Below are 25,987 nucleotides of genomic sequence, written 5' to 3'. Positions count from 1 at the left end.
GGATGTAAGCCATTAGAGTAACGCAGGAGCAGTTACCGAGCCCACTCGATTACAAACCTCGCGCCGCGATTAAATCGCCCCTAGATTGAACAAATTTCAATCCACAAAGGTCAACACGCCCTAGTTTAAATCCCTCTCTCTAAACTTGATTATTAGCTCTATTACTAATTGATAGTTAAAGTGATTAATAGCTGATTTAAGGCCAAGAATAGGGTGAGGTGGCTTAAATGGTAAGTTGTCTAAATTGCTCAGTAAGCTGTTAGGAATAGGCTTGGCATTAATAGCTAATTCATATATCTCTTCTATTACATCATTTAGAGCCGCATTGGTATCCAAACTATTATCACTATGGATTTGTTGGGTTAATAGGTACTGCTCTATTGCTTGAAAGGTAATGGCGAACTGCTTTCCAAATTGTGCAAATGAAATAACGTCTTTATTTTTAATCTGTGATTCAATTTTTTTAGCGTTGTGTTCTAGGTTTTCTAATCCTAAAGTTCCTGCTAGGCCTTTTATCGTATGAATATTACGCACCAGATCTATATTGTTATTAGCGTCTAAAAATTCTTGGCACTTTGTTATAAAGTCCTCGTAATCAGTAGAAAATTGTATAAGCAGTTTATTAAATAAACGTTCATTGCCCTCCAAATTTTTAAGCGCTAACGAAACATTAACAAGTGATGGCTCTTTATTTGCTGAAAGGTGTTTATTTATAACCTCATAAAATGTATCAAAAATAAGTGGTTTTGCTAAAAAGTCATTCATACCAGCTGTTATAGCTGCTTTTTCATCTTCAGGTAATACCGCCGCTGTTAATGCTATTATTGGTAGTGTTTCGCCGCTTTCTCTTAGTTTTTTTGTGGCTGAAATACCGTCCATCACAGGCATTTGGATATCCATAAGAATAATGTTGAATGTCTCTTTTTTTATGCACTCAATCGCTTCTAGTCCATTTAGTGCAGCAACACTATCTACCTCTAGCTTTTTCAGCATGGCGGTTGTAATTTCAACGTTTAATGGGTTGTCATCGACTATTAATGCTTTGCATCCTTTAAATTTATTGAAAGCCTTATCTTTAGCGATTGTTATCGTTTTTTGTGGAGCAAGTAACTTTAAAATATCAGAATCATTGTAGTGTTTAGCTATAACATGCACATCTTTATGTATCTCTTGTAGAGTAGGCTGCTCTGTATCAGTAATGATCACAATTATTTTTAGAGCGTGTTCAAATGCCTGACTGCTCTCAATTAGTTTATGTAAAATAATACTGCTTTTTGCTTCATCCTGGGTTAATGATAAAATAACAATATCAAAGGGCGAGTTAGGTTGAGATATTTTAGCAAGTGCACGTAGTGGCTCTTTAGTTGTTTCAGGGGTTATATTTATATCGCTTAACAATGTTATTAGCTTGGTTACTTGTTCTTTTTTAGGAGCAATTAATAAAGCGCGTTTTTTTGATTTATGCTGAGATGATAATGTAAATGGCAAAGTAAAATAAAACTCACTGCCTTTATTTTTTTGGCTTCTGACTTGTATATGCCCACCAAGCACTTTTGCAAACTGCTGACTTATTGTTAAACCAAGCCCTGTACCACCATATTTACGAGTGGTTGAAGCATCACCCTGATAAAAAGAATTAAACACTTTTTCAAGTTGCTCCTGCTTTATTCCGACTCCAGTATCCTTAATGCAAAATCGTAGATTTATAATGTTTTTTTGCTGAGAGACAGTTTCTATAATAAGTTGTATTTTCCCGTGGTCGGTAAACTTTATCGCATTCCCAACACAGTTATTTATTATTTGGTTTAAGTAGAAAGGATCACCAATTAGTTCTAAAGTTGGGTCTGTATGTAAGCTAAATTCGAAAATTAAACCCTTTTGGTTTGCTGTATCTTGAAATAAATTAGCGGTGTTATTAACAATGGAGTCGAGTGTGAATGGAATACTTTCTATTTTTACTTCTTCTGAGTCAAGTTTAGAAAAGTCTAAAATATTATTCAAAATATGAAGTAAATTGTGCGCACTAGAAAAGGCTTTGTCTGCATAATGTTGTTGCTTTGTAGGGAGGGAGCTGTCTTTAAGTAGCTGTAACATGCCTAAAACTCCATTCATCGGAGTACGCAGTTCATGGCTCATGTTTGCAACAAAATCGCCTTTTATTTGATTGGCTTTTTCAGCTTGTGTTATGGCAATAGTGAGTTCTTTATTCATGGCTTCCATCTGTATGTTCAAGCTTTGAGTTTCGATGAGTAGCTCTTTCGTTTGTTTATTTTTGGTATATAACGCATTCGCCGCCTTTATGGCTGAGGCTATTTCACTTTGGTTATTGCTTTCGTAATCTAGAATGACCGCTTTTTCGTTATTCATATCATTTAGCAAAGCGGTAAGGCGAGTGATGGGCTTAATAACTTTATTAAAAATAAAATAGCTCACCACAATAAGAATAACGGTAATTAACACGGCCAATAAGTTTGCTTGCTCGGCATTGGTGATTAAGTGTGAACTGAGTGATTTTTCAGCTTCATCTAATTTGCTTTTTTCTGCATCTTTAATTTGATTAGCTAAGTAAAGCAGTTCATTTTCAATACCCGTTAGTACAACATTAATAGAAAAAGTATAGCTACGAGTGAGTAATACAAGCTGATTATATGCTTGTTTTAATTGAGTGGTATGACTTATAAGTGAGTTACTTTCTTTTGATATGCTCGATAATTTAAGGTGCAAATGCTCAAGGTTTTGCTTAACATTTTGTGCGTTATCAAAATTTGGCTTATAAAGATAACTGACTGTTGCATGTTCCAAATTACTTATGGTGAGTAAAATATTTGTATAGAATGCTTTTTTTTCATTTTTTGTTGAAGTGTCTAAGCTAATAATGTGTGCTTTTAGCTCTGCAATAGGTTGTTTAAATTGTGTTATGTAGAGCTGCTCACGCTTTGTTCTATTAATAACAACTTGGCTAAATGTTTCCTGATAATTATTGAGGTACTCTTTTAAGCGCTTTAGCTCTTCTTGATATGATGAGGTGTGTGATGAGGCATTCATGTTTAATTTACTTAAACTAAGATTGGCTTTTTTTAAATAAAAATTGAAGTTCTCTATGGTGTTTTCATTTGCATTGTTAACATAGGCAATGGCTTGGCCTTGGAGCGATACCACATTATTTTCTAAGTCAGTGACGCTTTCACTTTGCATGAGGGCGCTGTGTTGTATTTTTTGCGTGTTAAGTAACGATTTTTGTGAGTAATTAAATAAGTAGCTTTGTAAAAGTAATAAGCTTGTAAGGAGGCATACAGCTAAAACTATTTTTGATTTTATTGAATGTATTTTCATTAGCGACTAATCAACTCATACCATTTTTGTAAACTATAGTCGTATGTTGGCATCACTGTATTCCATACCGCAACATTGCTAAAACGTTTAAGGTAACTGCCGCCATTACGTTGTTCTCCCATTTTTACTGCTATTTTTCCATTGGTATCTAATAAATTAGCTTTTGCAGCTTTACCGTCGTACCAGTAATCCCACTCATGAGGCGACAGTAAGGGTTTTGAGCGTTGAGGATTACTAATATAATAGCCTTGGCGAGCAATAAAAGCGCCAGGCCAACCGGATAACCACCAATTCATATAATCGTAAGCTGCATCTTTTACACTGTTTTGTGTTTGTGATGATAAACACATAACGCCATGCCAGCCTCTATAGCCTTCTTTTGGCGCTGCAAAGCGTACATTTACACCTTGCCCATTTAGCGCTGAGACCGCTGGTGAAAACATGCTTTCTATGTGTACTCGTTCACTTTTCATAAACTCGACGGACTCGGGAACTGAGTTCCAATAACCACTAAAATGACCCTGGCGTTTAAAATCAAGTAAAATACTAAATAGCTTATCTAGCTCAGCGCGAGTCATCGCGCCTATATTGTCAAAGGTAATAAGCCCTTTGCTTTGAGCTGCCAATGCCAGATCGAATAAGCCAATAGCGGGTGCATTTACAATGCCTACTTTGCCTTTATTGGTAGCATCTAGTAGCCAACTCCAACTTTCTGTTTCGTAAGCAATGCCAGGTTTTATGAATTGTGTGTTATAGCCAAAAGAGTCAACATTATGTACATAGGGTAAAAAGCTGATGTGGTCGCTTTCTTGTGAGCTTAATGTTCCATCTGCTTGCACATTTAATAATTTGTAAGGGGCATCCCCCGCACCAATATTAGCATTGGGCATTAGGCGTCCAGTTTTGGTCAGTGGGTTTATTTCATTAAAGTGAGTCAGTCGTTTTTTTTCTATAGGTTGAATGGAGCCTGCATTCCACAGTATATTAATACTGTTAGACCACTGTTCATATAAATCGAATGAGCTGGGATCCATAGAGGCTTTTTGCAAGACCGCAGCACTGCCAGCAGGAGAAAACTGTATATCAATACCTAAGTCACTCATTGCTTGTTTGCGAATAGCTTCTTGCAAAGTTACATGCGTACCAAGTACTCTTAATGTTATTTTTTTGCGAGCAAAAACATAAGGAGCATGTGTAATTACACCGGCTGCTAAGCCTAGAGTTGCAAGTTTTTTTAGTGTGGAGCGCTTGGGGGTGTCCATTTCAAGCCTAAATATTAATACATATGACATTATGTATAGCTAAGAACTTGTAAAGACTCAAATTAAAATAGACGAGTTGTAAATGAGGATAGTCTAAAAATTTAATGAATTATGGTATAAAAATATAGGTAGTTTTAATATTACAGAAAGGGTAGGAAAGTGGTGGAGCTAAGCAGGATCGAACTGCTGACCTCCTGCGTGCAAGGCAGGCGCTCTCCCAGCTGAGCTATAGCCCCACATTCCTATTTTATGTATTACATAAAAGCTTGACTGCTGAGTTTCAAGCGGGACGAACTTTAAGTTTTTTTATAAATTTGGTCAAGTATTTTTTTTACTATTTTCACTGTTTACGTCAATTTTTGATAGACTTGGCTTAATTTAAAACTAAAACGATAAAAATAATGAAAAAATGCGCGCTAATGTTCATGGTTTTACTCGCCGGTTGCGTTTCAAGTAATGAACCATCTTTTGAAATAAATAATAAACAGTTTCACGAAAAACAGGATGATCAAGGGAATAAGTTATTTGCTTATGTGGTTTCGGTAAAAGCAAAGCACCGCGATAACTTTGAACTCGATCGTGGCCCGAATAATAGGCCAAGCCGCAGTGAAATTAAAAAATATATTGAGCAAGAACATTTTGAAGAGTCGAGTGTTTTAAAGCTGGAGTTAGAGGATCAAGCTGTTAAGTTATTAAACCAAGAGCTAAAAATGCGCCAGTATTGTGATAATAAACACGAAGTAAGCGAAGTATTGTGGCGAGACTTAAGTGTACTGCTCAGAGGGCGTTGTTTGTAATATGTTGGCTGATAAAACTGAGTTAGCAGAGCTTTTAGCGCACCTAGATATTACTTACGATGCAATAGAGCACCCGCCGTTACACACAAGCTTAGCGGCTGATGAGTTTATGGTTAAGCGCCCTGGTACGCGACTGAAAAATTTATTTTTACGTGATAACGAAGGTAAGCAACATTTTTTAGTGATTACAGCGCATAACAAGCAGCTGGATTTAAAAACACTTTCAAAGCAACAGGGCCTTTCGCGTTTAGGATTTGCATCAAGTGAACGACTAGCAAGGTTTTTAAAAGTGGCACCTAGGTGTGTGTCAATGTTGGCACTTTTAAATGATAAGCAAAATCAAGTGAGCTTATGGGTTGATCAAGATATTTGGCATGGAGATTTGTTTCATTGTCATCCGTTTGAAAACACCCAAACGTGGTTGCTTAATAAATCAGATTTAGAAATATTTTTTAATCACACAAAGCATCAGCCTCGCGTTGTATTTTTGCCCTCAAGATAGGCCCACACAATTAACGATAAACCACATAAGCAAACAGTAAGTAGAGTAAGCATAAACGCTGTTTGCCCATAATGTTGGTACACCACACCGGGTAATAACGAACCCAATGCGCCACCACTGTAATAAAACGATACATATCCGCCATTGGTTACACTAGGTGGCGCTTTGCTTATTTTATTAACAAGCGGCGCTGCGGTTGAGTGAATTACAAACATTGCCCCACAAAATAAAGTGAATGCGATTAAAAACAAGCTAAGCTGGTGGCTCATTAATAAAATAATACTCACACTATAAAAGCTAAATACAGCGGCTAAAAGGTGCCAAGCTGAAGGGGCTTTTTTAAGTAACCAAGGCGCAGCAATAGAGGCGAGGGCACCAACTAGGTAACCACTGTAAACCAAGCCAATATCGCGAGTATTTGTGATTAAAAACGTATTTTGCAATATAAATGGTAAATAATTAAGTAGTGCGGCAAAGCAAAAAAACATACAAAAAACGGCACCATACACTTTAAGTACAGCGCCTTCTTTTAGTTGTTTAATGTAACCTAGTGGTAAAAGCTGTGACTTTGTTGATGGATTTGTAAAGCGAGAGTGTTTAATTGTTAAAGCTAAAAAAATAAGCATAAAGGCTATAACATAATAAAAGCTCTGCCAATGCCATAAATCGCTAAACAAAGCGGCAAGTACGCGGCCAAAGTAACCCCCAATAATACTGCTACTTATATAAAGAGTCATATTTTTTTGAAGTGCATCGGCGCGATAGCTCATACCTATATAGCTAGTCATTGCAGTTAAAGCCGCAGGAAGTGTTAAGCCTTGCAAAAACCTAACTAACAATAAAAGCTCAAAGCTAGGTACATAAATAAAAAGTAGACAACTTAGGCCTAAAAAAACCATTGCAATACGCAATATGAGCAGCGGGTTATGTTTTGCTAAAAGTACACCATAAACCAGCGGTGCAATAGCTAAAGGTAGCATAGTTACAGTCATCAGGCTGCCGGCTACCGCAGGGGCTACACTAAATTCGTTCGCAAAAAGGCTGAGTAGAGGTTGTGGTGCATAAAGCACAAAAAAGATAAATACCGAGCAAACGAGTAGATGAGGTAAACGCATTATATGGCTTATACATTTGCTTATTGACTGCACAGTAGTGTATTAAAAATTGCCTTTAATTGATAATTAAAACCACTAATTTTGCGCTACATCATGGTTTGTTTTAACTAGTTTGCTAGATTAATGTCGATAGCGCTGTTATTTGCACTCGTTGGTGATTAAAATAACCTTAATATTAGTTTTTAGTGGAACAAAGCCATGGGTTCATTACAAGACCAATTGCTTCAAGCAGGATTAACAACATCGCATAATGCTAAAGTTGCTAAATCAGAAAAACGTAAGCAACAAAAAAAGCAAAAGAAAGGGGCTACAAGTAACCCAAGTGATCTGCAAAAGCATATTCAACAAACTAAGCTAGAGCAGCAAAAAAAGGCTGAAGAGCTCAATCAAGCACGTCAAGGTGATTTAAAGCAGCGCGAGCAAGAAGCGCGGGTTAAGCAAATTTTAGAGCATCATAACCAAGACGCTATTCGTGGTGAGCGCACATTTAATTTTACTTATCAAAATAAAGTAAAAAATATCGACGTAAACGAAAAAACGCAAAAAGCGTTATCGGGTGGTCGTTTAGCTATATGTGTACTCGAAGGGCAATTTTACGTTTTAGACGACGAACCAGCACGCAAAGTGGCTGAAGTTGACGAAAAGTATATTGTTTTTCATGTAGAGCCAGAAAACAAACCAAAAGACGAAGACGATCCATACGCAGATTTTGAAGTACCCGATGATATAGTTTGGTAATAAGCTATTAAGGGTAAGCTCATTTTTATTTGCTAAGGTATATAAAAATGAGTAGGAACGAGTTAGCAGTTTGGTTAAGTTGATCGTCTAGCGTCGTTTCGTACGTATGCTTTTTATTTGATTGTTTACTACAATCAATAGAACAGTTTTTTCTAACCGTTAAAAAAGAAGAGTAAATACAATGAGCAAGATGAAAACACTACTACTAGGCGCGGGTATTAGTTTAGCCGCAAGCTTCTCGTTTAATGCAGCTGCCGCTGATGGCGCTGCACTTTATACAGCTAAAAATTGTCAAACCTGCCATGGCGCTGAAGGTAAAGCACCAATTATGGGTATGTACCCAAAACTAAATGGTCAAAATAAAGACTATTTAGTTGCACAAATGAAAGACATTAAATCAGGCGCGCGTAGCAACGGTATGTCTATGGCCATGAAAGCAATGGTTGCAACAGTGACTGATGAAGAGTTTGACGCAATTGCAGATTACCTAGCTAACGTAAAATAATTTACGCAGTTATTTAGTTTTATAAACAGCCACACAATAGTGTGGCTGTTTTGTTTGTGTTTGCTATAAAATAAAGACTGCTTTAGACTTCTAAACATCTATTTGTACTGATTAACAATGTACGCTTTGAAAAGGTTTAATATGTTTGATTTACCTCAACTTGATTTAAAAAATAAAGTATCAGCACAAGAGTGGCAACTGCGTATTGACTTAGCGGCATGTTATAGGCTGGTTGATCATTTTCGTTGGGGCGATTTAATTTATACACATTTATCAGCACGTTTGCCTGGCACCGATCATTACTTAGTAAATGCCTTTGGTTTAACTTTTGATGAAGTAACTGCGTCTAATTTAGTGAAGGTCGATTTAAATGGTAATATTATCGACGATACGCCGTTTAGTATTAACCCTGCAGGTTTTACCATTCACAGTGCGATTCATGAAGTTCGTGAAGACGCGCATTGTGTTATTCATCTTCATACTAAAGAAACAATTGCTGTTGCCACGCAAAAAAAAGGTTTATTACCGCTTAGCCAGTATTCAATGTTTTCACTGCTATCGCTTTCTTATCATGGCTACGAAGGGCTTGCGGTAAACGACGATGAACGAAAAGTGCTGCAAGACGATTTAGGCAGCACTAACCATATGTTATTAGTCAATCACGGTGGCCTAACAGTAGGCCCAACGGTAGGCGATGCGTTTATGCGCTTTTATGATTTACAGCGAGCGTGTGAAATACAACTAGCACTACAATCAAGCTCGCAAGAGGTTATTGAAGTACCGCAACCTATAATCGACAATATTTATAATCAAGCAAACGTAGTACACAGTGGCAGCACTGGCGGGCAACTTGCGTGGCCTGCGATGTTACGTAAAGCGTATCGACTTGACCCTAGTTTTGCAAAATAACCCATAGCGGTTAATAAGGAATTTAAATGAAAGTAAATCGCGTTGAAGTATTTGATATTCACTGTCCTGATAGACCTTCTTGGACACCGGTGTTTGTACGTATTCATACTGATGAAGGCATTAGTGGTGTTGGCGAAGCGGGCCTTGCTTACGATTTAGGACACAGTGCTGCAGCGGCTATGATTAAAGAAATGGCCGACGCCTTTTTAATCGGCCACGACCCGTTTCAAACCGAAAAACTATGGTCACGTATGTTACGTGAGAGCTTTTGGGGCTTAGGCGGCGGGCCTGTTGTATATGCCGCAATGAGCGCAATTGATACCGCACTTTGGGATATTAAAGGTAAAGCGCTTGGTTTACCTGTATACCAATTATTAGGCGGTAAAGTTAACGACAAACTGCGTACATACGCATCGCAATTACAGTTTGACTGGGATAGCGAATTTAAAGCGCTAGTACAGCCGCAAGAATATGCAGAAGCTGCTTTAAAAGCGATGGCTGAAGGTTATGATGCGGTAAAAGTAGATCCAATTCAGTACGATAAAGATGGCAATACTTATTACGACCGTACAAAAATAATCTCACGTACTGAAATGAAACTTTACCGTGCACGCATGCAAGCTATTCGCGAAGCCGTGGGCGACGAAGTTGATATTATTTTTGAATGCCACAGCTTACCAGGTGTTACCACAGCCATTCAGTTGGGTGAAATTGCAGAAGAATTTGACTGTATGTATTTTGAAGAGCCAGTTAACTACTTAAACCATTCACTGCACGCAAAAGTGGCTGACAAAGTGTCAGTGCCTATTGCTGGTGGCGAACGTCTGTATAATCGCTGGGGTGTGCGTCCGTACTTAGAAGATCAAAGTATTGATGTTCTACAACCAGATATTGGCTTATGTGGTGGTTTTACCGAAACTAAAAAAGTATGCGACTACGCTGATATTTTTGATGTGCGTATTCAGGCGCATGTATGTGGTGGCCCAGTTGCTACAGCAGCCTCACTGCATTTAGAAACAGCGATACCTAACTTTTTGATTCATGAGCATCATACTTATGCGATTAAAAAGTGGAACCGCGAATTGTGCTTGCAAGATCCACAACCTAAAAATGGCTTTTTTGAAGTATCAGAAGAGCCCGGTCTTGGTATTGAATTAAATGACGAGATTGTTATGCGCTCTCAGCGCGTAGAAATAAAATAGTTCAGCAAAGCATAATAAAGTCCCGCAGCCAATGTTCATTGGTTGCGGGACTATTGGTTTATAAGTAATTATATTCCTAGTTAATTGTTATTTATTCAATAGTATTTTCTAAATTAGAAGATTCTATTTTTTTGCCTTTATAAATGGTAAATAACTTACCGCCAAAGCGAACTTTGCCGCGTTTTCGTTCTATTAATGCGCTAGGTATTATTTCATTATTTAGTAGTTCAACAAATTGTTTGCGTGCGCGATGAATTTGAATATTTACATGTGCTTCACTGATCCCCAAATCCTTAGCTAGCTTTTTAACTTGTACCCACCCTTGTGTATCTGCTTCAAAGCCATTCTGCATATCTTGTAGCTTATAACGCGCCAATAGTAGGGTGAGATAGTGATGTGAGCGAACATCAAAATCGAGTAGTGCTGTCTGACTTTTAATTTTAAGCTCGGCTAACTCTTCATCAAGACTGAGGTTAAAAATAAATTCCAAGTTATTACTTGGCTGTGCTTTTAGCTCGACTGTTTTTTCTTGGGTGGCTGCGCCAGCTAGAAATAAACGCCATACATTGTTGCCAACACGCAAATCTTGACCATCATTAATTGGTTGTTGTAAGTGTTCATGCATGTCTTCATAATACCAACAGTGCTGCTGTGAATCGAAATGCAAAATAACTTCAGGGTGCTTATTATTAGGTAAAAAGTGGTATTGCTCTAGGTATATGATTTGCTCTTGTGATTCATTTACCGGAAACAGTAAATCTCGCGGCGGCTCTACCGAAGTAACGTGATACATCAAATTATTGATTTGTGAAAAACTGAGTTTATCGCCTTGTTTTAAAGGTGTATTTTGGTTTGTGGTGATTTTAATGTCGTTTAACCAGACCCCATTTTTACTTAAATCATTGATATACCATTGCTCATTAAGCCACTCAATTACGGCATGAATACGTGTGACCTCAGGGAAATCAAGAAAAGTATCTACAGAATGCGCTAATCTACCAAAGCGATGAAAGGCACGTAAATATAAGTTTTTTTGCGATTTAGTGTGTTTTAAAATGGCCATAATTAATCATTTATTTCCAGTTGTTATTCTTTATTATAGTTAAATAATATCAATAGATTGCAATTATTTGACCTTTGAAGTTAAACTAATGGTTAACATAATTTTAATAATCGGGAGCAGTGTGTTTAAACTCGAAGATCATTACCGAGAGCTACATCCTTTGGCGCAAGGTGGTATGAGTAAAGTATACCTTGGCATTGATTTAAAATTAGATCGACAAGTGGCGCTCAAGGTCATTGACTTATCATCTCCTATATCTGATAAAACCTTGTTGGAGGCTAAATTATTAGCGTGCTTTAATCATCCAAACATAGTGCAAATTTATAAAACTATTCAACATGACGAGCAATTGATTCTAGAGATGGAATATGTCAAAGGCACAACGCTTGAATGCTTAATTAAACAACAAAACCTTACATTACCAAAAAAACTTGAGTTGCTACTTGATATAACTCAAGGACTATTTGCAATTCATCAACAGAATATTTTACACCTTGACCTCAAAGCAGCTAACGTATTGGTTAATGAAAGTGGCTCAGCTAAAATTGCTGATTTTGGTATTTCACAAATAAAAGACACTTTTCAAGCTCAAGAAAACAGTAGTTTTGGTAGTTTAACTGCTATGTCGCCAGAGCAATTAAACGAGCAGCCGTTAGATTTTAGAAGTGACTTGTTTTCATTGGGGTTAATTGCTTACCAACTTTTTGCTAACCAACATCCATACATGGAGCAATCGCCCACACCTTCTAATAAATCAATTGCAGAGCAAATAAAAAATAGTCGCTGCCGTGCTGATGCTTGTGCTATTGCGGATATTCCTGAACCATTAGGATTATTGATAAATCGTCTTCTTTCATATCATGTAAAGCAACGTCCTGCATCGAGTGCTGAAGTTATTGAAGAGTTGAAGCATATCATGATGTTGCTAAATAATAATAGCGAGACGATTTCTCTGGCGGATATTCAGTTAGCAAGCAAACAGAAAAAATGGAAAGAATTGACTGTTTTTACATTATTATCGTGTATTGTTATTGGCCTTTTTTCAGCGAGTATTTGGTACTGGCAGGCAAATAAACCTAAAACTTACGTTGCAGTACTCCCCATTGAGTTTAGTAAAAAAACCAAGCTCTTGGATTCTCAAAAGCAAGTACTCAATCTGGCAATTAATGATGCTATTAGACAATATTTATTAGATACCTCAGGTTATGCGTTAATTTCTCAGATCGAAATTCGACAAACTCAAAAGTTATTAGGAGACAATTTAAGTTTGCCTATTTTAGGCAAAGCGCTTAATGCGGATCAGTTACTTACTACTCATTTAGATTGTACTCCATTGTCGTGTGATATTAATTTAAGTTTACTTGATGGTAAAAGTGGCACTTTAGTTCGTGCTGAAAGAAGCGCGAGTGATACTGAGAATTACATGGGTATTTATAATGTAACAAGCAGCTTCATCGAAAAACTCTATACGGGTGATATTGCGACTAAACGAGCATTAAAAAAAGAGCGTGAATTTTTAGAGCGCTATGTAAGCTTGGTCAACGTTGTTTCAACTAACTCCCAAAATACTCTTTCTGTAATTGCAGATATAGAGGATTTAATATTACATAGCCCTGAATTTACACCTTTATATCCACTATACCGTAAAATTGTACTGCGTCATTACGATGAAACACTCAACCCTGAAGTGATAAAAAAACTAAAAATGACATTAGATACGCTTCCGAGTTCTTATCATGACAGCCCCGCTTATTTAATTGATTTGTTAGAGATTTATCAACATGTTAAAGATAAGTACAACACGGATATAGTAATCGGAAAAATCAAAAAATCAGATATTGAAGAGTTTCAAAAGCAAACTTTGTTAGCTATTTATTATAAAAGAAGTGGTGAGCTAGAACGTTCATTAACTCATGCAAAGCTTGCTTATAAAATAAGACCGATGCTTATAACAACACGAAATTTAGCAATTGTTCATGTAATGCTCGGGGATAATAAAAAAGCATCTGAATATTTATCAAAAATATTAACACATATCCCAAATGATTTTTTTGCCTTGCAAACACTGGCTGATATTTCGCTGTTATCAGGAGATTTAGTTAAAGCGGAAGTAAACTATCAGCGATTAATTACGAGTTCGACAGCTATTTCATCAACATATTCAAATTACTCTATTGTATTGTCTTTAAAAGGAGAGTTTACAGAAGCGCTATATTATGCGCAAAAGGCAGTGGAACTTTCGTCTAAAAATAGTACGCAACAGCTTAACTTGGCCGATATTTTATTTATGTTAGGTAAAAAGGATCAGGCCTCTGACATTTATAAAAATATAGATAAAGGGATTGCTGATGATACACAAGTTGTTGAACTCTTATTAGAAAAAGCGCAAGCGCAAGTTCATTTAGGTAAAAGCCAAAAGGCGATGATTAGCATTGATCGGGCTTTAAATAAAAACTCTGAATTAAGTGAAGTTTATTTTGTGAAAGCTATGGTTCAAACTATTTTAGGAGAAAAGTATTCAGCGGTGGCATCGATAGAACAAAGTATCAAAAAGGGCTGGAGTCCTGTGTTCTATCGGCTTATTTGGTTTAAACCGTTATGTACAGAGAATCAATTTGAAACACTCTTAGGTAAAGAGAATTATAATTCTCTCTGTACATAGGTCAGTTAGTCTGGTTCCATATCTTGAAGGATTACGCGCGGATCTTGAGAAAAATAACGCATTTTAGATTCCGAATTAGCTTTATTTTTCGCTACAAGTCGGAAGTTTACTTCATAATCCGCACTCTCACTTAGCAGGCCAGAAATAGCTTCATCTGGATTGTCAGCAAGTTTTGTTGCCAGCTCAGCAGGTAATGCGTGAGCAGGAATAATGCTTGAAATAGACACAATAAGTGATTGACCGCCATTTGCTACTATACTTGTTAATTGATAATTAAAATTATCTTTGGCATCAGAGAAATACGTGCCATTTTCAGCAAATTCCCATTCTGGGCAATCAGCCAATTCATAATATAAATTGACGGCTTGCCCTGCCTTTAGTTCTTTATAATCAATACAAATATTTTCACTATCTCCGCCCGTTGGGCTAGAAATGTCCCATTGTCCATCTTCTTTAGGAATAACTCGAAAGCTAAGATTACTCATTTTAATATCCTGTTTTAAGGTTAATAAATATCATTGTAGTTACTTTTGCAGCTTAAGTAAGCTGCGGTTATGTATAAAGCATATACTTCAGTGAGCGCAGCGCTTTTTTGTATATCACTGCCACAGAGTAAACTAATTATTTACTCGACAATTAGCGCCATTTAGCGCTTTGGTTGCCTTGCTATCAAGGTGGCGCACAAAACATTGTCCATCTTTAATCATTAACTCAAATTGATCGGGCATGTTGAGCTGCTTGCCCATAATAGGGTTACCCGAAGCATCTTTTTGATTAAGTCTATCAAGTGTCACCGTACTGCTTGTTAGAAATACGTCATCAGCCAATTGTACATGCGGACTATGAAGTAGCAGGGCGATAACTTCGGCGACAGCGGCACTATTAGGCTCTACTAATAATGCATGTTGCAGTTTAGGAGTCGACTCAGAGCTTTGTGCTGAGCATCCAGATAGTGCAATCGCTGTAATAATAGTGACTATTAATGAACGTATTTTCATAGTTTATCTCATGTTATCGCGAAGAATAATGTTTTGTTCAAGCATAGTTTGGATTCGCGTATCTTTTACCTCAGGGGTATCAGTAGATGATGCAAAACCGCGCATGCCGTTTATTGAGCTTGCTGCTGGGCAGCTGCCAGAGGTGCGATACTCTAATGCTGTTCTAAGCAGTCTTTCATCCGCACTACCTAGTTGCTTAGTAAAATCATCTGCAACGGCGCAGCCTTCAATACGCACTGGTTGACGGGCGTTATCAACCGTATTTTGTGGTGCAAATCCATCTGAGTATTCACCAAAACCTTTATTATTCTGGCCAGTAAATTGAATAGTGAAATAAGTAGTATCACAATTATTGGTAGGGTAAAAACCATAGGGCTTACCACATGTACCAGAGCCAATTTGAATAACCTCTATATCAGCACCGCGTAACCCATTCATAATAGCCTCACTTGCAGAGCAAGTATTACTGGTGGTAAGTACATAAACACGATTTAGGTTTAGTGTAGGTAGTTGGCTGCCGCTTACAATACTTGCGCTTTTATCAAACCCTATAAACTGATTAGTAAAGGGCATCGGCGTTATTGTTTCACCTGTTACAGGATTAGTATTTGGATTTTTATCATTAAAAATTGTACGTTCAAAAAATTTACCTTGCGTGTTTGCGTTACCCGCAACCATGTAGGCAACTTGACTAGCCAATTCTAATAAACCGCCGCCGTTGTAGCGTACATCAATCACTAAATCTTTAATATTACTCGCAGCAAGTTCGTTAAATGCATTATATAGTTGCTCTTCGGCAATCGCGTTATGAGTATTAAATTGAAAATACCCGACATCACCACCGGCAAGATCTGTGCGAACATTGATCACTGGTTGGGATGTTACATTTTGGGACGTAAGTGTAATGGTGCGACTTTCGTTAGTGCTGATGTCTTTAAATATAAACTCGGTTACTTTCCCTGTTAGCTTTGGAAATAAGCCTGCATTAAGGGTACTAACATCACTAGCTGAAGTTGCATTAACAAAATCAATCCCATCGACTTCAACAAGCTCAAATCCACGTATTATATTTTGACTACTTGCTGGCGTATTTGGCTCGGTATAGGTAACAACGGCTTGTCGTGGGGCACTACTAGCGATTAATTTTATATTAAAGCCATAGCCATAACTAATGCCGGCTTGGTTTTGGCGCTCCCATTCATCGGTTGATAAGGTGAAATGAAAGTTATCTTTCTCAGCACCAGAGTCAGTAAGTTCGTTCGTTTTAAGCAACTCAAAATAATCAGCTACTGCACTGGTAAGTGCAGGGTCGGTATCTATTATTTCGTTGTACCACAGGTAAGTTTCGTTACTCCAAGAGCGCAGCCAGTTTTTTTCATTAATAGCTTGGCACTGCCCTTTAAATTGACTTGCATTAGCAAACGTACCGGAAACCCAGCTGGCATTATTTGTAGTTGTGCCAGTACTTGTATTGGCTGAGCTACCTCCGCCGCCACACGCGACTAAAGTGCTAGCGAGTGTTAAAGGTAGAAGTGTTTTTGCCATATTTAGTTTAGTTAGAGTGAACATGTAGAGGCTCGCTTTTTATACTGTTAAGTAAATATAGCGGTTTTTATTTATACTTGGTAGAGATGTTTAGCGTTTTTGTAGCTTAATTGGTGCCAAGTGCCTTCACTATGGCATAAATCTAAATAAGAGTGCCATAAGTTATTGTAGCTAGTGTTGATTTGGCAAACGGGGAAGTTACTAGCAAACATAATACGCTGCTCGCCAAACTGTTTTAAAATTGTATTAAAGCATTCAATTTGTTGGTGATTATTTAATGCTAAAAGCTCAAAGCCTGAAAACTTTATAAAGATATTACAGTGCTTGGCTAGTTGTTTAATCGCTTGTTGCCAAAGCGCAGTATTGTTAGGTAATCCCGCATGGTTAATGACAATCTGTAATTGCGGGAGCTGTTTAGCGTAGTGAGCGAGTTTTTCTGTCACTGGTATATTTTCAAGCTCAAACTGCGCCTCAAAGTGTAATTCTAAATGACTTAGGTACTCTAGATTATCAAAGCAATTTTTATTGAGTAAGCGGGTTGCATCATTGCCTTCGGTTATATCCCTAATCCCAGCTAAATGAGTATGCTGAATATTTTTTAGTGCAGCAGAGAAATAATCAATTTCTTGATCAATTTGCGCAAAACTAATTGCTTTAAAAGGTGTTTTTTTTAAGTGCGTGGTTAGCCAATGTAACTCATTTATTGGCGCATTATTATCAAACCCCGCTTCAATATGTACAAGACCTGCAAGTTTAAAATCGGTGCTTTGAATTAAATCTTCTTCGCTAACAGGCTGTTTTATTTTGTCTAAATTTGGCCATGTTGGTGGGGAAGCGCCTTGTAACCATGAATATTGACCCTCACTTAAATTAAAAAAGTGTACATGTGGGTCAATTATTTTTGTACTCATTGGGCTGTATAGCCACCATCAATGCTTTGTAGGCTGCCAGTAATAAAGCTGGCATCGTCGCTTGCTAAAAAGCTGACAAGTGCCGCAACTTCGTCAGCTTGACCTAATCGATTTAGCGGTTGAAGGCTGGCTTCTTCGGCAACTATTTCAGCTTTGTTAGCGCCACTTTGCGCGCAGTACGCATCTATTGCATTGTGAAATAGTGGGGTCTCTATTGTGCCAGGACATACCGCATTTGCACGAATATTAAAGCTGGCGTAATCAAGCGCTGTTGTTTTTGCCATTGAAGCAAGGGCATGTTTAGTTAAGTTATACGCAAACGAGTTTTTCTTACCTATAATTGCCTGATCAGAAGCAATTAATATAATAGAACCACTATTTTGGACTTTCATATTAGGTAGTACACTCTGTACGGCAGCGTAAGCACCTTTCACATTAAGTGCAAAAAGCGCATCGAGGGTTTGCTCATCGGTGCTTTCAATATTAGCGCTTAAGTGTTTTCCTGCGTTGGAAACAAGTACGTCAACACGTTGTGTTTGTTTACATACGGACATTATACAGTTGCGTACGGCAGCGACATCACTAACATCGCATAGATGAAATTCACCGCTGTCGCTAGGCTCTATATCAAGGTTGTGAACCTCATAGCCGTTGTGTAATAAACGCTTTACTACGGCTAAGCCAATACCTTTTGTACCGCCAGTGACAATCGCAACTTTAGACATACTTGCTCCTTTAGTGCTTATTAGTGCGAGTGACCACAACCGCCTTCAGCATGAACATGGCCATGAGAAAGCTCTTCATTTGTTGCTTCGCGAACAGAAATAACCTCAACAGCAAATGTCAGTGTTTTACCAGCAAATGGGTGGTTTAAATCACAGTCTGCGTTAAAACGGCCTACTTTTACAATCGTTACCTGATGGCGGCCTTGATTAGAGGTAACCATTGCAGTCATACCTGGTTTCCATACTTTAACATCACCTTGTAAGTGCTTTAATGGAATGCGTTGAATTAAGTCGTCAACACGTTCGCCATAAGATTCACTTGGCTCTAATGTTACGCTAAATTTTTCGCCAGCGGCTTTGCCTTCAAGGGCTTTTTCTAAGCCAGGAAGCATGCCTTCACTGCCATGAATATAAGTAAGCGGTGCGTCGTTTGTACTCGTTTCTACTTGCTCACCCGCTTCGCTAAGGGTGTAATGAAATTCAACCGCTGAATTTTTACTAATTTGCATGCTTGTCTCTTTAAATTTTACTATGTTAGGAAGTGATTTTACGCGAAATAGAGTTGTTTATAAACTTAACGTGGTTGATTTAATGTTTTTTGTAGATCTAATAGTAAATTCTTTTTTATTGGTATTGCTTTAGGTTTTTTTGCTTGGGGTATAAACATCACGAGTTGCGTACCAGGCTTTAATACACTCGATGCAGAGAGCTTATTCCATTTAGCTAAATCGCTATGAGCTACATCATACAGCTGGCTGATTTCCCATAGATTATCACCTTGTTTTACTTCATAGTTTATTTCTATAGTGGGGATAACCAATTCTTTATGTTCAAGGTAGGGACTTATTTTATAGTCAACCGTAAGGGATTTTGGAAGCGTTTTTGGTTGCCCAACTAAGAGCTTTTCACCAACACTAATTAAGTTTGTTTGTTTATTATTAAGCTGTTTTAAGGCGATGACCGACATGTCGAAACGTCTTGCAATGCTATAAAGTGTATCGTTTTTTATTACTATGTATTCACCTGCAAAATTAGCCCTAAAAAATTGGCTTTTTAAAAGTGCTTCTTGTCTGATAGGGAGAAGTAAAGTGTGCGGGCCATTGGGTGAGCTTTGATTTTTTAAATAGCCTTGATTGAGCGCATGTAATTTTTTTGAACCTACGCCTGAAAGTTTAGCGATCACCGAAAAATCAAATTGTTGACCGACATCCATTTGTGTAGTCAATGGTTTATAAGCTAATTTTGGGCGCTTGAGTGGTTTTTGTGGGTGTTTAACTAGGTAGCTCAATGCAAGTAGTTTAGGTACGTAGTCGGCGGTTTCTTTTGGCAGACTGAGTGACCAGTAATCGGTGCTTTTACCGCGTTTTTTGTTTTTTTCGATTGCGCGTTTAACGCGACCTTCGCCAGTATTGTAAGCAGCAAGGGCATGTAACCAATTACCATCAAAACGTTTGTGTAAGTAGCTTAAGTAATCAAGCGCTGCATCGGTTGAAGCAAGTACATCTTGACGACCGTCATACCATTGATCTGATTTTACACCAAAGTGATGTGCCGTTGCGGCTACTAGCTGCCATATGCCTACAGCTTGTTGCGATGATACGATTGTGGGCCTAAAGCCGCTTTCAACAAATGGCAGTAACGCGAGCTCCATTGGTAAGCCTTTTTTTTCAACCTTTTTCACAATGTGATAAAAATAGGGAGCGGCGCGCTTATTTACTGTGCGTAAATAATTTGGCTGTTTTAAATACCAGTTAATGCGCTTATTTAACGCAACGTTTTTATGAATTTTGAAATGCAGGTTATTTGCAACATGTACCCATAAGTCAGTTACTTGAGTTTGACGCTTTTTAATATCAGTTTGTTTAAGTGGCGATGGTGCTAGTTTAGAACTGATTTGTTTTTTTTGTAATTCACTTTCAGATTGGTAATCAGCCTCATGGTGGGTAAGTATTTTTGGAGCGTCTTGTAGCTCAGGCTCTGTACTCCCGCAACCAAATAAAAATAGACTTAAACAAAATAAAACCAAGCTGCGCATAGTGATCACTTTTATACATTCCTTTTATCATTTTAACACAATCCGTTGTGTTGAGTTATTTAGTGTTTTTAGCGCGGGTTAGTCCAGTTTGTAAAAATAGGTTACTCGATTTTTTGTTAAGTGCCTCTTCTGTATAAGGTTTCATAACTGATTCAGGGAACGACAGCATCAGTTTTTCTACAGTCTGGTCTTTATTATTTTTTACATGTTTAGTAATGGCTGTTAAAAATGATAAAGGCTGCTTAAGCTGAGCTCTATTAAGCGTACCACCGTGGCCTGGGATAATTAAGGTGATCTTTGAATCGTTTATATATTGTTTAAGAAGTGCTTGCCAGCTATTGAGTTCACCATGACCTGGATAAGGGAGCCAATCTACAGCATCACCTCCAATTAAAACACTGCCACCGTTAGTACTAATGGTTAAATCGCCATTGGTATGTGCTGCATGCGCATTAAGCGTTAGCTCAAAACCGCCTAAATCGAGCGTTTTGCTCTTATTTATAGCAATTTGAGGGGCATTAAGTTGATATTCTCGCCAGCGAAATAGTCGTTTTTTTGCTAACTCTAATTTTTCTCGCCACTGTGGTTGATCTTCTTTAGCAATATTGGCTAAGCGTTGGTAGCTGAGTTCTATACTTTTTTCATAATTATCAAGCTGATTAGTAAATGCTTTTTGATACACACTAAAGTTATCATTGACTTGTTGATGAACAATTAGTTTTGCGTCAGGATAAAAGTGCTGCATCACTGCCATGCCAAGTAAGTGATCATCATGGTAATGCGTAGCAACTAAATAACATAAAGGGGTTTTGAGGCGTTTTTTTAAATCATTAACTAATCGTTCTACACCAGCAAAATTTCCGCTTGCATCTACAAGTAGCGCGCATTTTTTGCCCTCAATTAACACTTGATTTGAGTCGTAAAAGCGCAGTTTATCTTCTTGTTTTAAAAATTGAATATTGGCATTAATTGTCTCCCAACTAACTGCTGCATGGGATAGTGGGGCTAAAAAGAGCAAAATATATGCTAGTAGTAAGTGCTTACATGAAGTGATTCTATTGGAATTAATTAACTTCATTTAATCTCTCAACGCTATATTATTTTAATTGCTCTTATAATAAACAAAAAGCGCAGTGTGCGCTTTTTATTTTTGATGTTTAGGGTCACTTGCCAAATATTGACTCAATTTATCAATAAGTTGGTCTTGTTGTTGCTGCTCAACTGTAGCCTGTGTATTTGCTTCTAGCAATTCATGGCTTAAGTTAAGCGCAGCCATAAGTAAGGCTTTTTGATCGCTTCTGACTGTTGAGCGTTTTTTCATTTTATCAACTAAGTCATTTAGATTTTTAGCTGCTGCTATTAATGCATCTTCTTGTCCTTCGGGACAAGCAAATTGCTGCTCTTTACCTAGCAACTCAACAGTGACCCGCTGGTTTTGCAGCTCAGACATTAGTTAGCCTGTTGTGCGCTTTGTAACTTGTCTAGAAGACCCGATAACGTAGTGCTCGCATCTTTTTGTTTTTCTTCGTTTTCAAGAGCTTCCAACTGTAATAGTTCATTCTCGTCAATGAGTTTACTATTTTGATCTTTTAAGTTAGAAACATCTGTTTGTAATTGATTGTTACGATCAATTAAGGAATCGATCAGTTGTTCGAGTTGTTGAAGAGTATTGTTGTTCATAAAGGCGCTCATATAACTGTAATTAATGTCATGCAAATGTAAAGCAAAGTGTGTTGATTTGCCAGCATTTACGGCGGTTTTAGCTGATTTTTCTTCTTCGTTAAGGGATAATTCAGCGTATGTGCTTTTTCATTCAGAAATGGTTCACTCTCAGTTGCCAAAGTATAGAGCTTATGGTTCACTGTTTTTATTAAATAGCGTATGGCGAAAATAAACAATGCTTAGTTACAGACACTCATTTCATGCTGGTAATCCTGCTGATGTACTCAAACATTTAGTATTAGCACAGGTGCTAGGCTATCAAACGCTTAAAGATAAGCCGCTTGATTATATAGACACGCATTCGGGTGCTGGTTTTTTTGAATTAGCTGCAGCTGATGCGCAAAAAACACAAGAATATCAAGATGGTATTCAAAAGCTATGGCAACATACAAGTAAGCACGCAGCACTGAATGATTACATTGAGTTAATTAAATCATTTAACGAAACGGATGCACTGGAGTTCTACCCAGGTTCGCCAAAAATAGCTGAACATTTTTTACGCCGCCAAGATAAAGGCTGGTTTTTTGAACTTCATCCGCGAGATCTATTGTTACTAGAAGAAAACATGCAAGGTAAACGATCGATTCGTGTGCGTGGTGAAAATGGTTTTGCAGGATTAGTGGGATTATTACCTCCAGTATCTCGTCGAGCGTGTGTATTGATTGACCCTCCTTATGAAATTAAAGATGATTATGAAACAGTTGTGGCGACTTTAATTAAAGCATATCAACGTTTTTCTACCGGCACTTATATGATTTGGTACCCAGTAGTAGATAGAGAGCGCATTAATAATATGGAACAAGGGTTAATAGATTCCGGCATGCGAAACATTCAATTGTTTGAACTAGGCACTGAAGAAGATACTGATGTGCATGGCATGACGGCATCTGGCATGATAGTCATTAATCCGCCTTGGAAGTTAAAACACACTATGGATGAAGTGTTACCAGAGTTAATGAGTTTATTGAGTAAACCAAGTGGTTTTTATCGTAGCGAACAGCTCGTTGATGAGTAGGTTTTTATCACTTTAGCTTATAAAAAGCGCTGTATTTACAGCGCTTTTTTTTGTCTTATTTTTTAACGAATTTAGTTAAAATAACAATACGCTGGCCGTCAACACGGCCTTCAATATGCTCAGGGTTACTTGTCAAACCAATGTTACGTACAGCGGTTCCGCGTTTGGCGGTAAGGCTGCTACCTTTAACATCTAAATCTTTAATAAGTGTCACAGTATCACCCGCTTGAAGTACCACGCCATTGCTATCAACATGTTTAACATCGTCATCTTCTGCAAGTGCTTTTTTAGCCCAAGTAAGCGTGTCTTCTTCAAGGTAAATCATGTCTAGTGCGTCTTGCGCCCAGCCATTGTCTGGTGCTAAGCGCGAAAGCATTCTATAAGCGACAACTTGTACTGCTGGCGTTTGGCTCCACATACTGTCGTTTAAGCAATGCCAATGTGTTGGTGTTAATTCGCTATTGCTTTCGATTTGATCTTTACATGTTTGGCATGTGTAAATGCATTTATCTGAGTGGGTGTCTGTTACAGGAGGGACTTCGTAAACAGCTAGATGATCAGTTGCGGCACACAATTCACATTGGCTATTACTGCGTTCAATTAAGGCTTTTTCAATACTCATGGGGGCTCTTTTTCAGTGAGTTAACATTTTTATTTATTATACCCCAGCAGAGTCGCTTTGTGTTATATACCCCTTCATTTTGTATGGTTATAGTGTGCAACAAGCGAATTTTTAATATAGGTCTGCGTAATTATACCAATTTTATTAAAAACATGATCATTCTAGCGTATTAAATAACTCACTAACTACGTTAAAAATTATTTATATAGAACAAATATGTATCATAATTTTAGCCTTGTTATTGAGCTGTTTTCTTATCGCCATAATCGATCACTAATTTAATGCAATTGGTATTAATTAAAACCTCTTAATTGAGAAATTGTCATAGGGATTAAGATATTTTTACTATACTTTTAATATGTCATCTGTATTAAAGTGACTATATTGAGTGTTATTTGCAAATATGAACTTACAGGCTAAACCTATTGAAAGTGTCTAATACACCTAATTCAACTCCTTCTATAACGCAATATGTTGCTAGGCAGCCCATATTCAATATTGAAAAAGAACTTTTTGCATATGAGTTGTTATATAGAAACTCGCCAAATAACGCTTTTCCAGTGGGAACAAGTGATCAGCACGCCACCAGTCGTTTATTTTTTAATACACTTATGTTGGTGGGGCCTGAGAAACTTACCGCTCATCAACTGGCGTTTATAAACTTATCTACGGATGCATTGCTTGATGATTTTCCAAAATTATTAAATCCAGAAACCACCGTTATTGAAATAGTCGAACGTGCAGTAAATATTGCGGCAGTTGCTAATCGTGTGCGTGCACTTAAAAAAGACGGATATATTTTTGCGCTCGATGATTATGATGGTGATGCTAAGTGGGAGCCATTATTAGCGCTTGTTAGTTATATTAAAATAGAAGCAGATGAACCTATTATAAAAACGACTATATGGGTCAAAAAGCTTAAACGTAATTATCCACACTGTAAGATTATTGTTGAACGTATAGAAACGCACCAGCAATTTTTATTATTAAAAGCGGCTGGATGCGATTATTTTCAAGGGTTCTTTTTTTCTCAACCTGAGATGATTTCCTATAGTGGTGTCGATCCATCTAAAGCAAGTGTATTTGACTTATTGAAATCGGTTTCAAAAGCGTCTTTGTGCTTTGAAGAAATACACCAACGTGTGGCTAAAGATATAGGGATCACTACGCGCATATTAAAGTTGGCTAATGCACGTTCAGGTAACGCTAGTTTGGTCATTACTTCTATCTCACAAGCTGTAGTTTACTTAGGCGAAGATGTTATTCGTCAATTCGTTCGAGTGTTGGCTTTGAGTGATTTGGGTATTGATAAACCGACTGAGTTAACTAAATTTGCACTTGTGCGAGCAAGGCTTATGGAGCTAATTTTAAGTGAAAGTGATAAAGAGCTAGCTGAAAAAGCTTACTTGGTAGGCTTGTTTTCGATGCTGGATGCTATTTTGGATATAGAGTTAAAGGTTATAGTGGAAGAGTTTACACTCGATGAAAGCATTAGTGCTGCGCTATTAGTAGGTGCAGGCGCTTTGGGTGATTGTTTACTGCTGGTTAAAGCGATAGAAGGACAAGATTGGTCATTGGTTGATTCAACACTTCAACAGATCAATTCACAACTTTCGATTGAGGAACTTTATAATTTTATTTTAGAGTCGATGCTTTATAGTGACGATGTGATAGAGGTTATGGTTGATTAAGTATGCGTAATTGGTTGTCTGTTTTAAGTATTATAATTGCGATAAGTTTATTGCTGCCAGGAATTACAAAACCAGTATTAACAATAGAGGGCAACATAGATAAATCAAAACTAGCGCAAGCGGGTATTGAAATGCTGGCTGAAGAGGGCGATGGCCGGACTCGCAGCATGCTAATGATGTTCTCGAATATGCTAGGGCTTGATAAGTTAGAGGGCGAGATTAGCGCCTATAACAAAACACAAAGTATTTTAGGTACAGTTAAAGAACTTGCTAATAATAACAATTTACTTGTAGCCGCTTTAGTGGGGTTGTTTTCTATTGTTATTCCAAGTTTGAAGCTATTATTACAATTGCTTTATTGTTGCCTGCCTTTGAATGGATTTAAGCAAAAGCTCGGTCTGGTTATTTGTGCATTAAGTAAGTGGAGCATGGTTGATGTATTTGTTATTGCATTAATAGTGACTTACTTAGCAGGTAACGCTCATGGTAAAAGTGGTGAGCTACTTGTTATGAATGCCCAATTTGGTGAGGGATTTTGGTATTTTAGCGCATATTGTATATTTGCAATTATCGCCAGTAACTTAATTAAAACACCTGATAAACCGCAATCTACATAATTAAAGTGTTTGTGGTTG

The 25,987-nt window shown here is 37.5% G+C and carries 25 protein-coding genes and 1 tRNA gene; 10 read left to right on the top strand and 16 right to left on the bottom strand.

Annotated elements, in window-relative coordinates; genetic code table 11:
- Nucleotides 1-120 precede the first annotated feature (120 nt).
- The 3 genes from H5119_RS12030 to H5119_RS12020 form a co-directional block, all read right to left on the bottom strand.
- Nucleotides 121-3,195, bottom strand: a complete 3,075-nt coding sequence (locus H5119_RS12030; RefSeq protein ID WP_259399042.1) for an ATP-binding protein — start codon at nucleotides 3,193-3,195, stop codon at nucleotides 121-123.
- Nucleotides 3,196-3,332: 137 nt separating this feature from the next.
- On the bottom strand, nucleotides 3,333-4,595 hold the full coding sequence (locus H5119_RS12025; protein ID WP_182702401.1) for a PotD/PotF family extracellular solute-binding protein: 1,263 nt from the start codon (nucleotides 4,593-4,595) through the stop codon (nucleotides 3,333-3,335).
- Between the two features lie 160 nt (nucleotides 4,596-4,755).
- Nucleotides 4,756-4,831, bottom strand: a tRNA-Ala gene (locus tag H5119_RS12020).
- Nucleotides 4,832-4,996: 165 nt separating this feature from the next.
- On the opposite strand from H5119_RS12020, the gene H5119_RS12015 reads away from it, so the two are divergent.
- A complete protein-coding gene (locus H5119_RS12015) occupies nucleotides 4,997-5,392 on the top strand; it encodes a hypothetical protein (RefSeq protein ID WP_077536795.1) in 396 nt (131 codons plus the stop codon).
- A gap of 1 nt (nucleotide 5,393) precedes the next feature.
- The gene (locus H5119_RS12010; protein ID WP_182702400.1) at nucleotides 5,394-5,894 is read left to right on the top strand and encodes a prolyl-tRNA synthetase associated domain-containing protein; all 501 of its coding nucleotides are present in this window, start codon (nucleotides 5,394-5,396) and stop codon (nucleotides 5,892-5,894) included.
- Here the strand turns inward: H5119_RS12010 and H5119_RS12005 are convergent.
- Entirely contained in the window at nucleotides 5,861-7,009 is a 1,149-nt protein-coding gene (locus H5119_RS12005) for an MFS transporter (RefSeq protein ID WP_182702399.1), read from the bottom strand. The genes H5119_RS12010 and H5119_RS12005 overlap by 34 nt on opposite strands.
- A 198-nt stretch (nucleotides 7,010-7,207) precedes the next feature.
- Here H5119_RS12005 and H5119_RS12000 point away from each other — a divergent pair, with 198 nt between their 5' ends.
- The 4 genes from H5119_RS12000 (at nucleotide 7,208) to H5119_RS11985 (ending at nucleotide 10,363) form a co-directional block, all read left to right on the top strand.
- Entirely contained in the window at nucleotides 7,208-7,747 is a 540-nt protein-coding gene (locus H5119_RS12000; RefSeq protein ID WP_138584540.1) for a DUF2058 domain-containing protein, read from the top strand.
- A 181-nt stretch (nucleotides 7,748-7,928) separates the two neighbouring features.
- On the top strand, nucleotides 7,929-8,252 hold the full coding sequence (locus H5119_RS11995) for a c-type cytochrome (RefSeq protein WP_077536799.1): 324 nt from the start codon (nucleotides 7,929-7,931) through the stop codon (nucleotides 8,250-8,252).
- Nucleotides 8,253-8,393: 141 nt separating this feature from the next.
- Nucleotides 8,394-9,161 (top strand): class II aldolase/adducin family protein, encoded by a 768-nt coding sequence (locus H5119_RS11990; RefSeq protein WP_182702398.1) that lies wholly within the window; start codon nucleotides 8,394-8,396, stop codon nucleotides 9,159-9,161.
- A 26-nt stretch (nucleotides 9,162-9,187) separates the two neighbouring features.
- A complete protein-coding gene (locus H5119_RS11985) occupies nucleotides 9,188-10,363 on the top strand; it encodes a mandelate racemase/muconate lactonizing enzyme family protein (protein ID WP_077536801.1) in 1,176 nt (391 codons plus the stop codon).
- 91 nt (nucleotides 10,364-10,454) lie between these two features.
- On the opposite strand, the gene H5119_RS11980 is transcribed toward H5119_RS11985, so the two are convergent.
- Nucleotides 10,455-11,426 carry an FHA domain-containing protein gene (locus H5119_RS11980; RefSeq protein ID WP_182702397.1) on the bottom strand — a complete coding sequence of 324 codons (972 nt, stop codon included), beginning with the start codon at nucleotides 11,424-11,426 and terminating at the stop codon, nucleotides 10,455-10,457.
- Nucleotides 11,427-11,547: 121 nt separating this feature from the next.
- Between H5119_RS11980 and H5119_RS11975 the strand changes: the two genes are divergently transcribed.
- Nucleotides 11,548-14,088, top strand: a complete 2,541-nt coding sequence (locus H5119_RS11975) for a protein kinase domain-containing protein (RefSeq protein WP_182702396.1) — start codon at nucleotides 11,548-11,550, stop codon at nucleotides 14,086-14,088.
- A 5-nt stretch (nucleotides 14,089-14,093) separates the two neighbouring features.
- On the opposite strand, the gene H5119_RS11970 is transcribed toward H5119_RS11975, so the two are convergent.
- The 10 genes from H5119_RS11970 to zapB form a co-directional block, all read right to left on the bottom strand.
- On the bottom strand, nucleotides 14,094-14,573 hold the full coding sequence (locus H5119_RS11970) for a hypothetical protein (protein WP_182702395.1): 480 nt from the start codon (nucleotides 14,571-14,573) through the stop codon (nucleotides 14,094-14,096).
- 132 nt (nucleotides 14,574-14,705) lie between these two features.
- Nucleotides 14,706-15,086: a hypothetical protein gene (locus tag H5119_RS11965; RefSeq protein ID WP_182702394.1), complete on the bottom strand. Its 381-nt coding sequence runs from the start codon at nucleotides 15,084-15,086 to the stop codon at nucleotides 14,706-14,708.
- A 3-nt stretch (nucleotides 15,087-15,089) separates the two neighbouring features.
- Nucleotides 15,090-16,655, bottom strand: a complete 1,566-nt coding sequence (locus tag H5119_RS11960) for a S41 family peptidase (protein ID WP_182702393.1) — start codon at nucleotides 16,653-16,655, stop codon at nucleotides 15,090-15,092.
- A gap of 47 nt (nucleotides 16,656-16,702) precedes the next feature.
- Nucleotides 16,703-17,542 carry an amidohydrolase gene (locus tag H5119_RS11955; RefSeq protein WP_182702392.1) on the bottom strand — a complete coding sequence of 280 codons (840 nt, stop codon included), beginning with the start codon at nucleotides 17,540-17,542 and terminating at the stop codon, nucleotides 16,703-16,705.
- Nucleotides 17,539-18,267, bottom strand: a complete 729-nt coding sequence (locus tag H5119_RS11950; RefSeq protein WP_182702391.1) for an SDR family NAD(P)-dependent oxidoreductase — start codon at nucleotides 18,265-18,267, stop codon at nucleotides 17,539-17,541. Before H5119_RS11950 ends, H5119_RS11955 begins: the two co-directional genes overlap by 4 nt.
- Before the next feature lie 20 nt (nucleotides 18,268-18,287).
- Nucleotides 18,288-18,776, bottom strand: a complete 489-nt coding sequence (locus tag H5119_RS11945) for a peptidylprolyl isomerase (protein WP_077536808.1) — start codon at nucleotides 18,774-18,776, stop codon at nucleotides 18,288-18,290.
- A gap of 65 nt (nucleotides 18,777-18,841) precedes the next feature.
- Complete coding sequence (locus H5119_RS11940) at nucleotides 18,842-20,302, bottom strand: transglycosylase SLT domain-containing protein (protein WP_182702390.1); 1,461 nt, start codon at nucleotides 20,300-20,302, stop codon at nucleotides 18,842-18,844.
- 55 nt (nucleotides 20,303-20,357) lie between these two features.
- Entirely contained in the window at nucleotides 20,358-21,380 is a 1,023-nt protein-coding gene (locus tag H5119_RS11935; RefSeq protein WP_182702389.1) for an MBL fold metallo-hydrolase, read from the bottom strand.
- Between the two features lie 66 nt (nucleotides 21,381-21,446).
- Nucleotides 21,447-21,752, bottom strand: a complete 306-nt coding sequence (locus tag H5119_RS11930) for a cell division protein ZapA (RefSeq protein ID WP_077536811.1) — start codon at nucleotides 21,750-21,752, stop codon at nucleotides 21,447-21,449.
- On the bottom strand, nucleotides 21,752-21,982 hold the full coding sequence (zapB, locus tag H5119_RS11925; protein WP_077536812.1) for a cell division protein ZapB: 231 nt from the start codon (nucleotides 21,980-21,982) through the stop codon (nucleotides 21,752-21,754). The genes H5119_RS11930 and zapB overlap by 1 nt, the downstream gene beginning before the upstream one ends.
- Nucleotides 21,983-22,199: 217 nt before the next feature.
- On the opposite strand from zapB, the gene H5119_RS11920 reads away from it, so the two are divergent.
- Nucleotides 22,200-23,039, top strand: coding sequence for a 23S rRNA (adenine(2030)-N(6))-methyltransferase RlmJ (locus H5119_RS11920; protein WP_182702388.1), 840 nt, complete (start codon nucleotides 22,200-22,202; stop codon nucleotides 23,037-23,039).
- A 55-nt stretch (nucleotides 23,040-23,094) separates the two neighbouring features.
- Here H5119_RS11920 and H5119_RS11915 read toward each other — a convergent pair whose 3' ends face one another.
- The gene (locus H5119_RS11915) at nucleotides 23,095-23,661 is read right to left on the bottom strand and encodes an alkylphosphonate utilization protein (RefSeq protein WP_182702387.1); all 567 of its coding nucleotides are present in this window, start codon (nucleotides 23,659-23,661) and stop codon (nucleotides 23,095-23,097) included.
- 425 nt (nucleotides 23,662-24,086) lie between these two features.
- On the opposite strand from H5119_RS11915, the gene H5119_RS11910 reads away from it, so the two are divergent.
- The gene (locus tag H5119_RS11910; protein ID WP_182702386.1) at nucleotides 24,087-25,352 is read left to right on the top strand and encodes an EAL and HDOD domain-containing protein; all 1,266 of its coding nucleotides are present in this window, start codon (nucleotides 24,087-24,089) and stop codon (nucleotides 25,350-25,352) included.
- Between the two features lie 2 nt (nucleotides 25,353-25,354).
- Entirely contained in the window at nucleotides 25,355-25,969 is a 615-nt protein-coding gene (locus H5119_RS11905) for a paraquat-inducible protein A (protein WP_182702385.1), read from the top strand.
- Nucleotides 25,970-25,987 lie beyond the last annotated feature (18 nt).

The sequence above is a fragment of the Pseudoalteromonas sp. SG45-5 genome, assembly GCF_014164085.1.
GTDB classification, from domain to species: domain Bacteria; phylum Pseudomonadota; class Gammaproteobacteria; order Enterobacterales; family Alteromonadaceae; genus Pseudoalteromonas; species Pseudoalteromonas aliena.
This window is presented reverse-complemented; position numbering and strand designations above follow the sequence as displayed.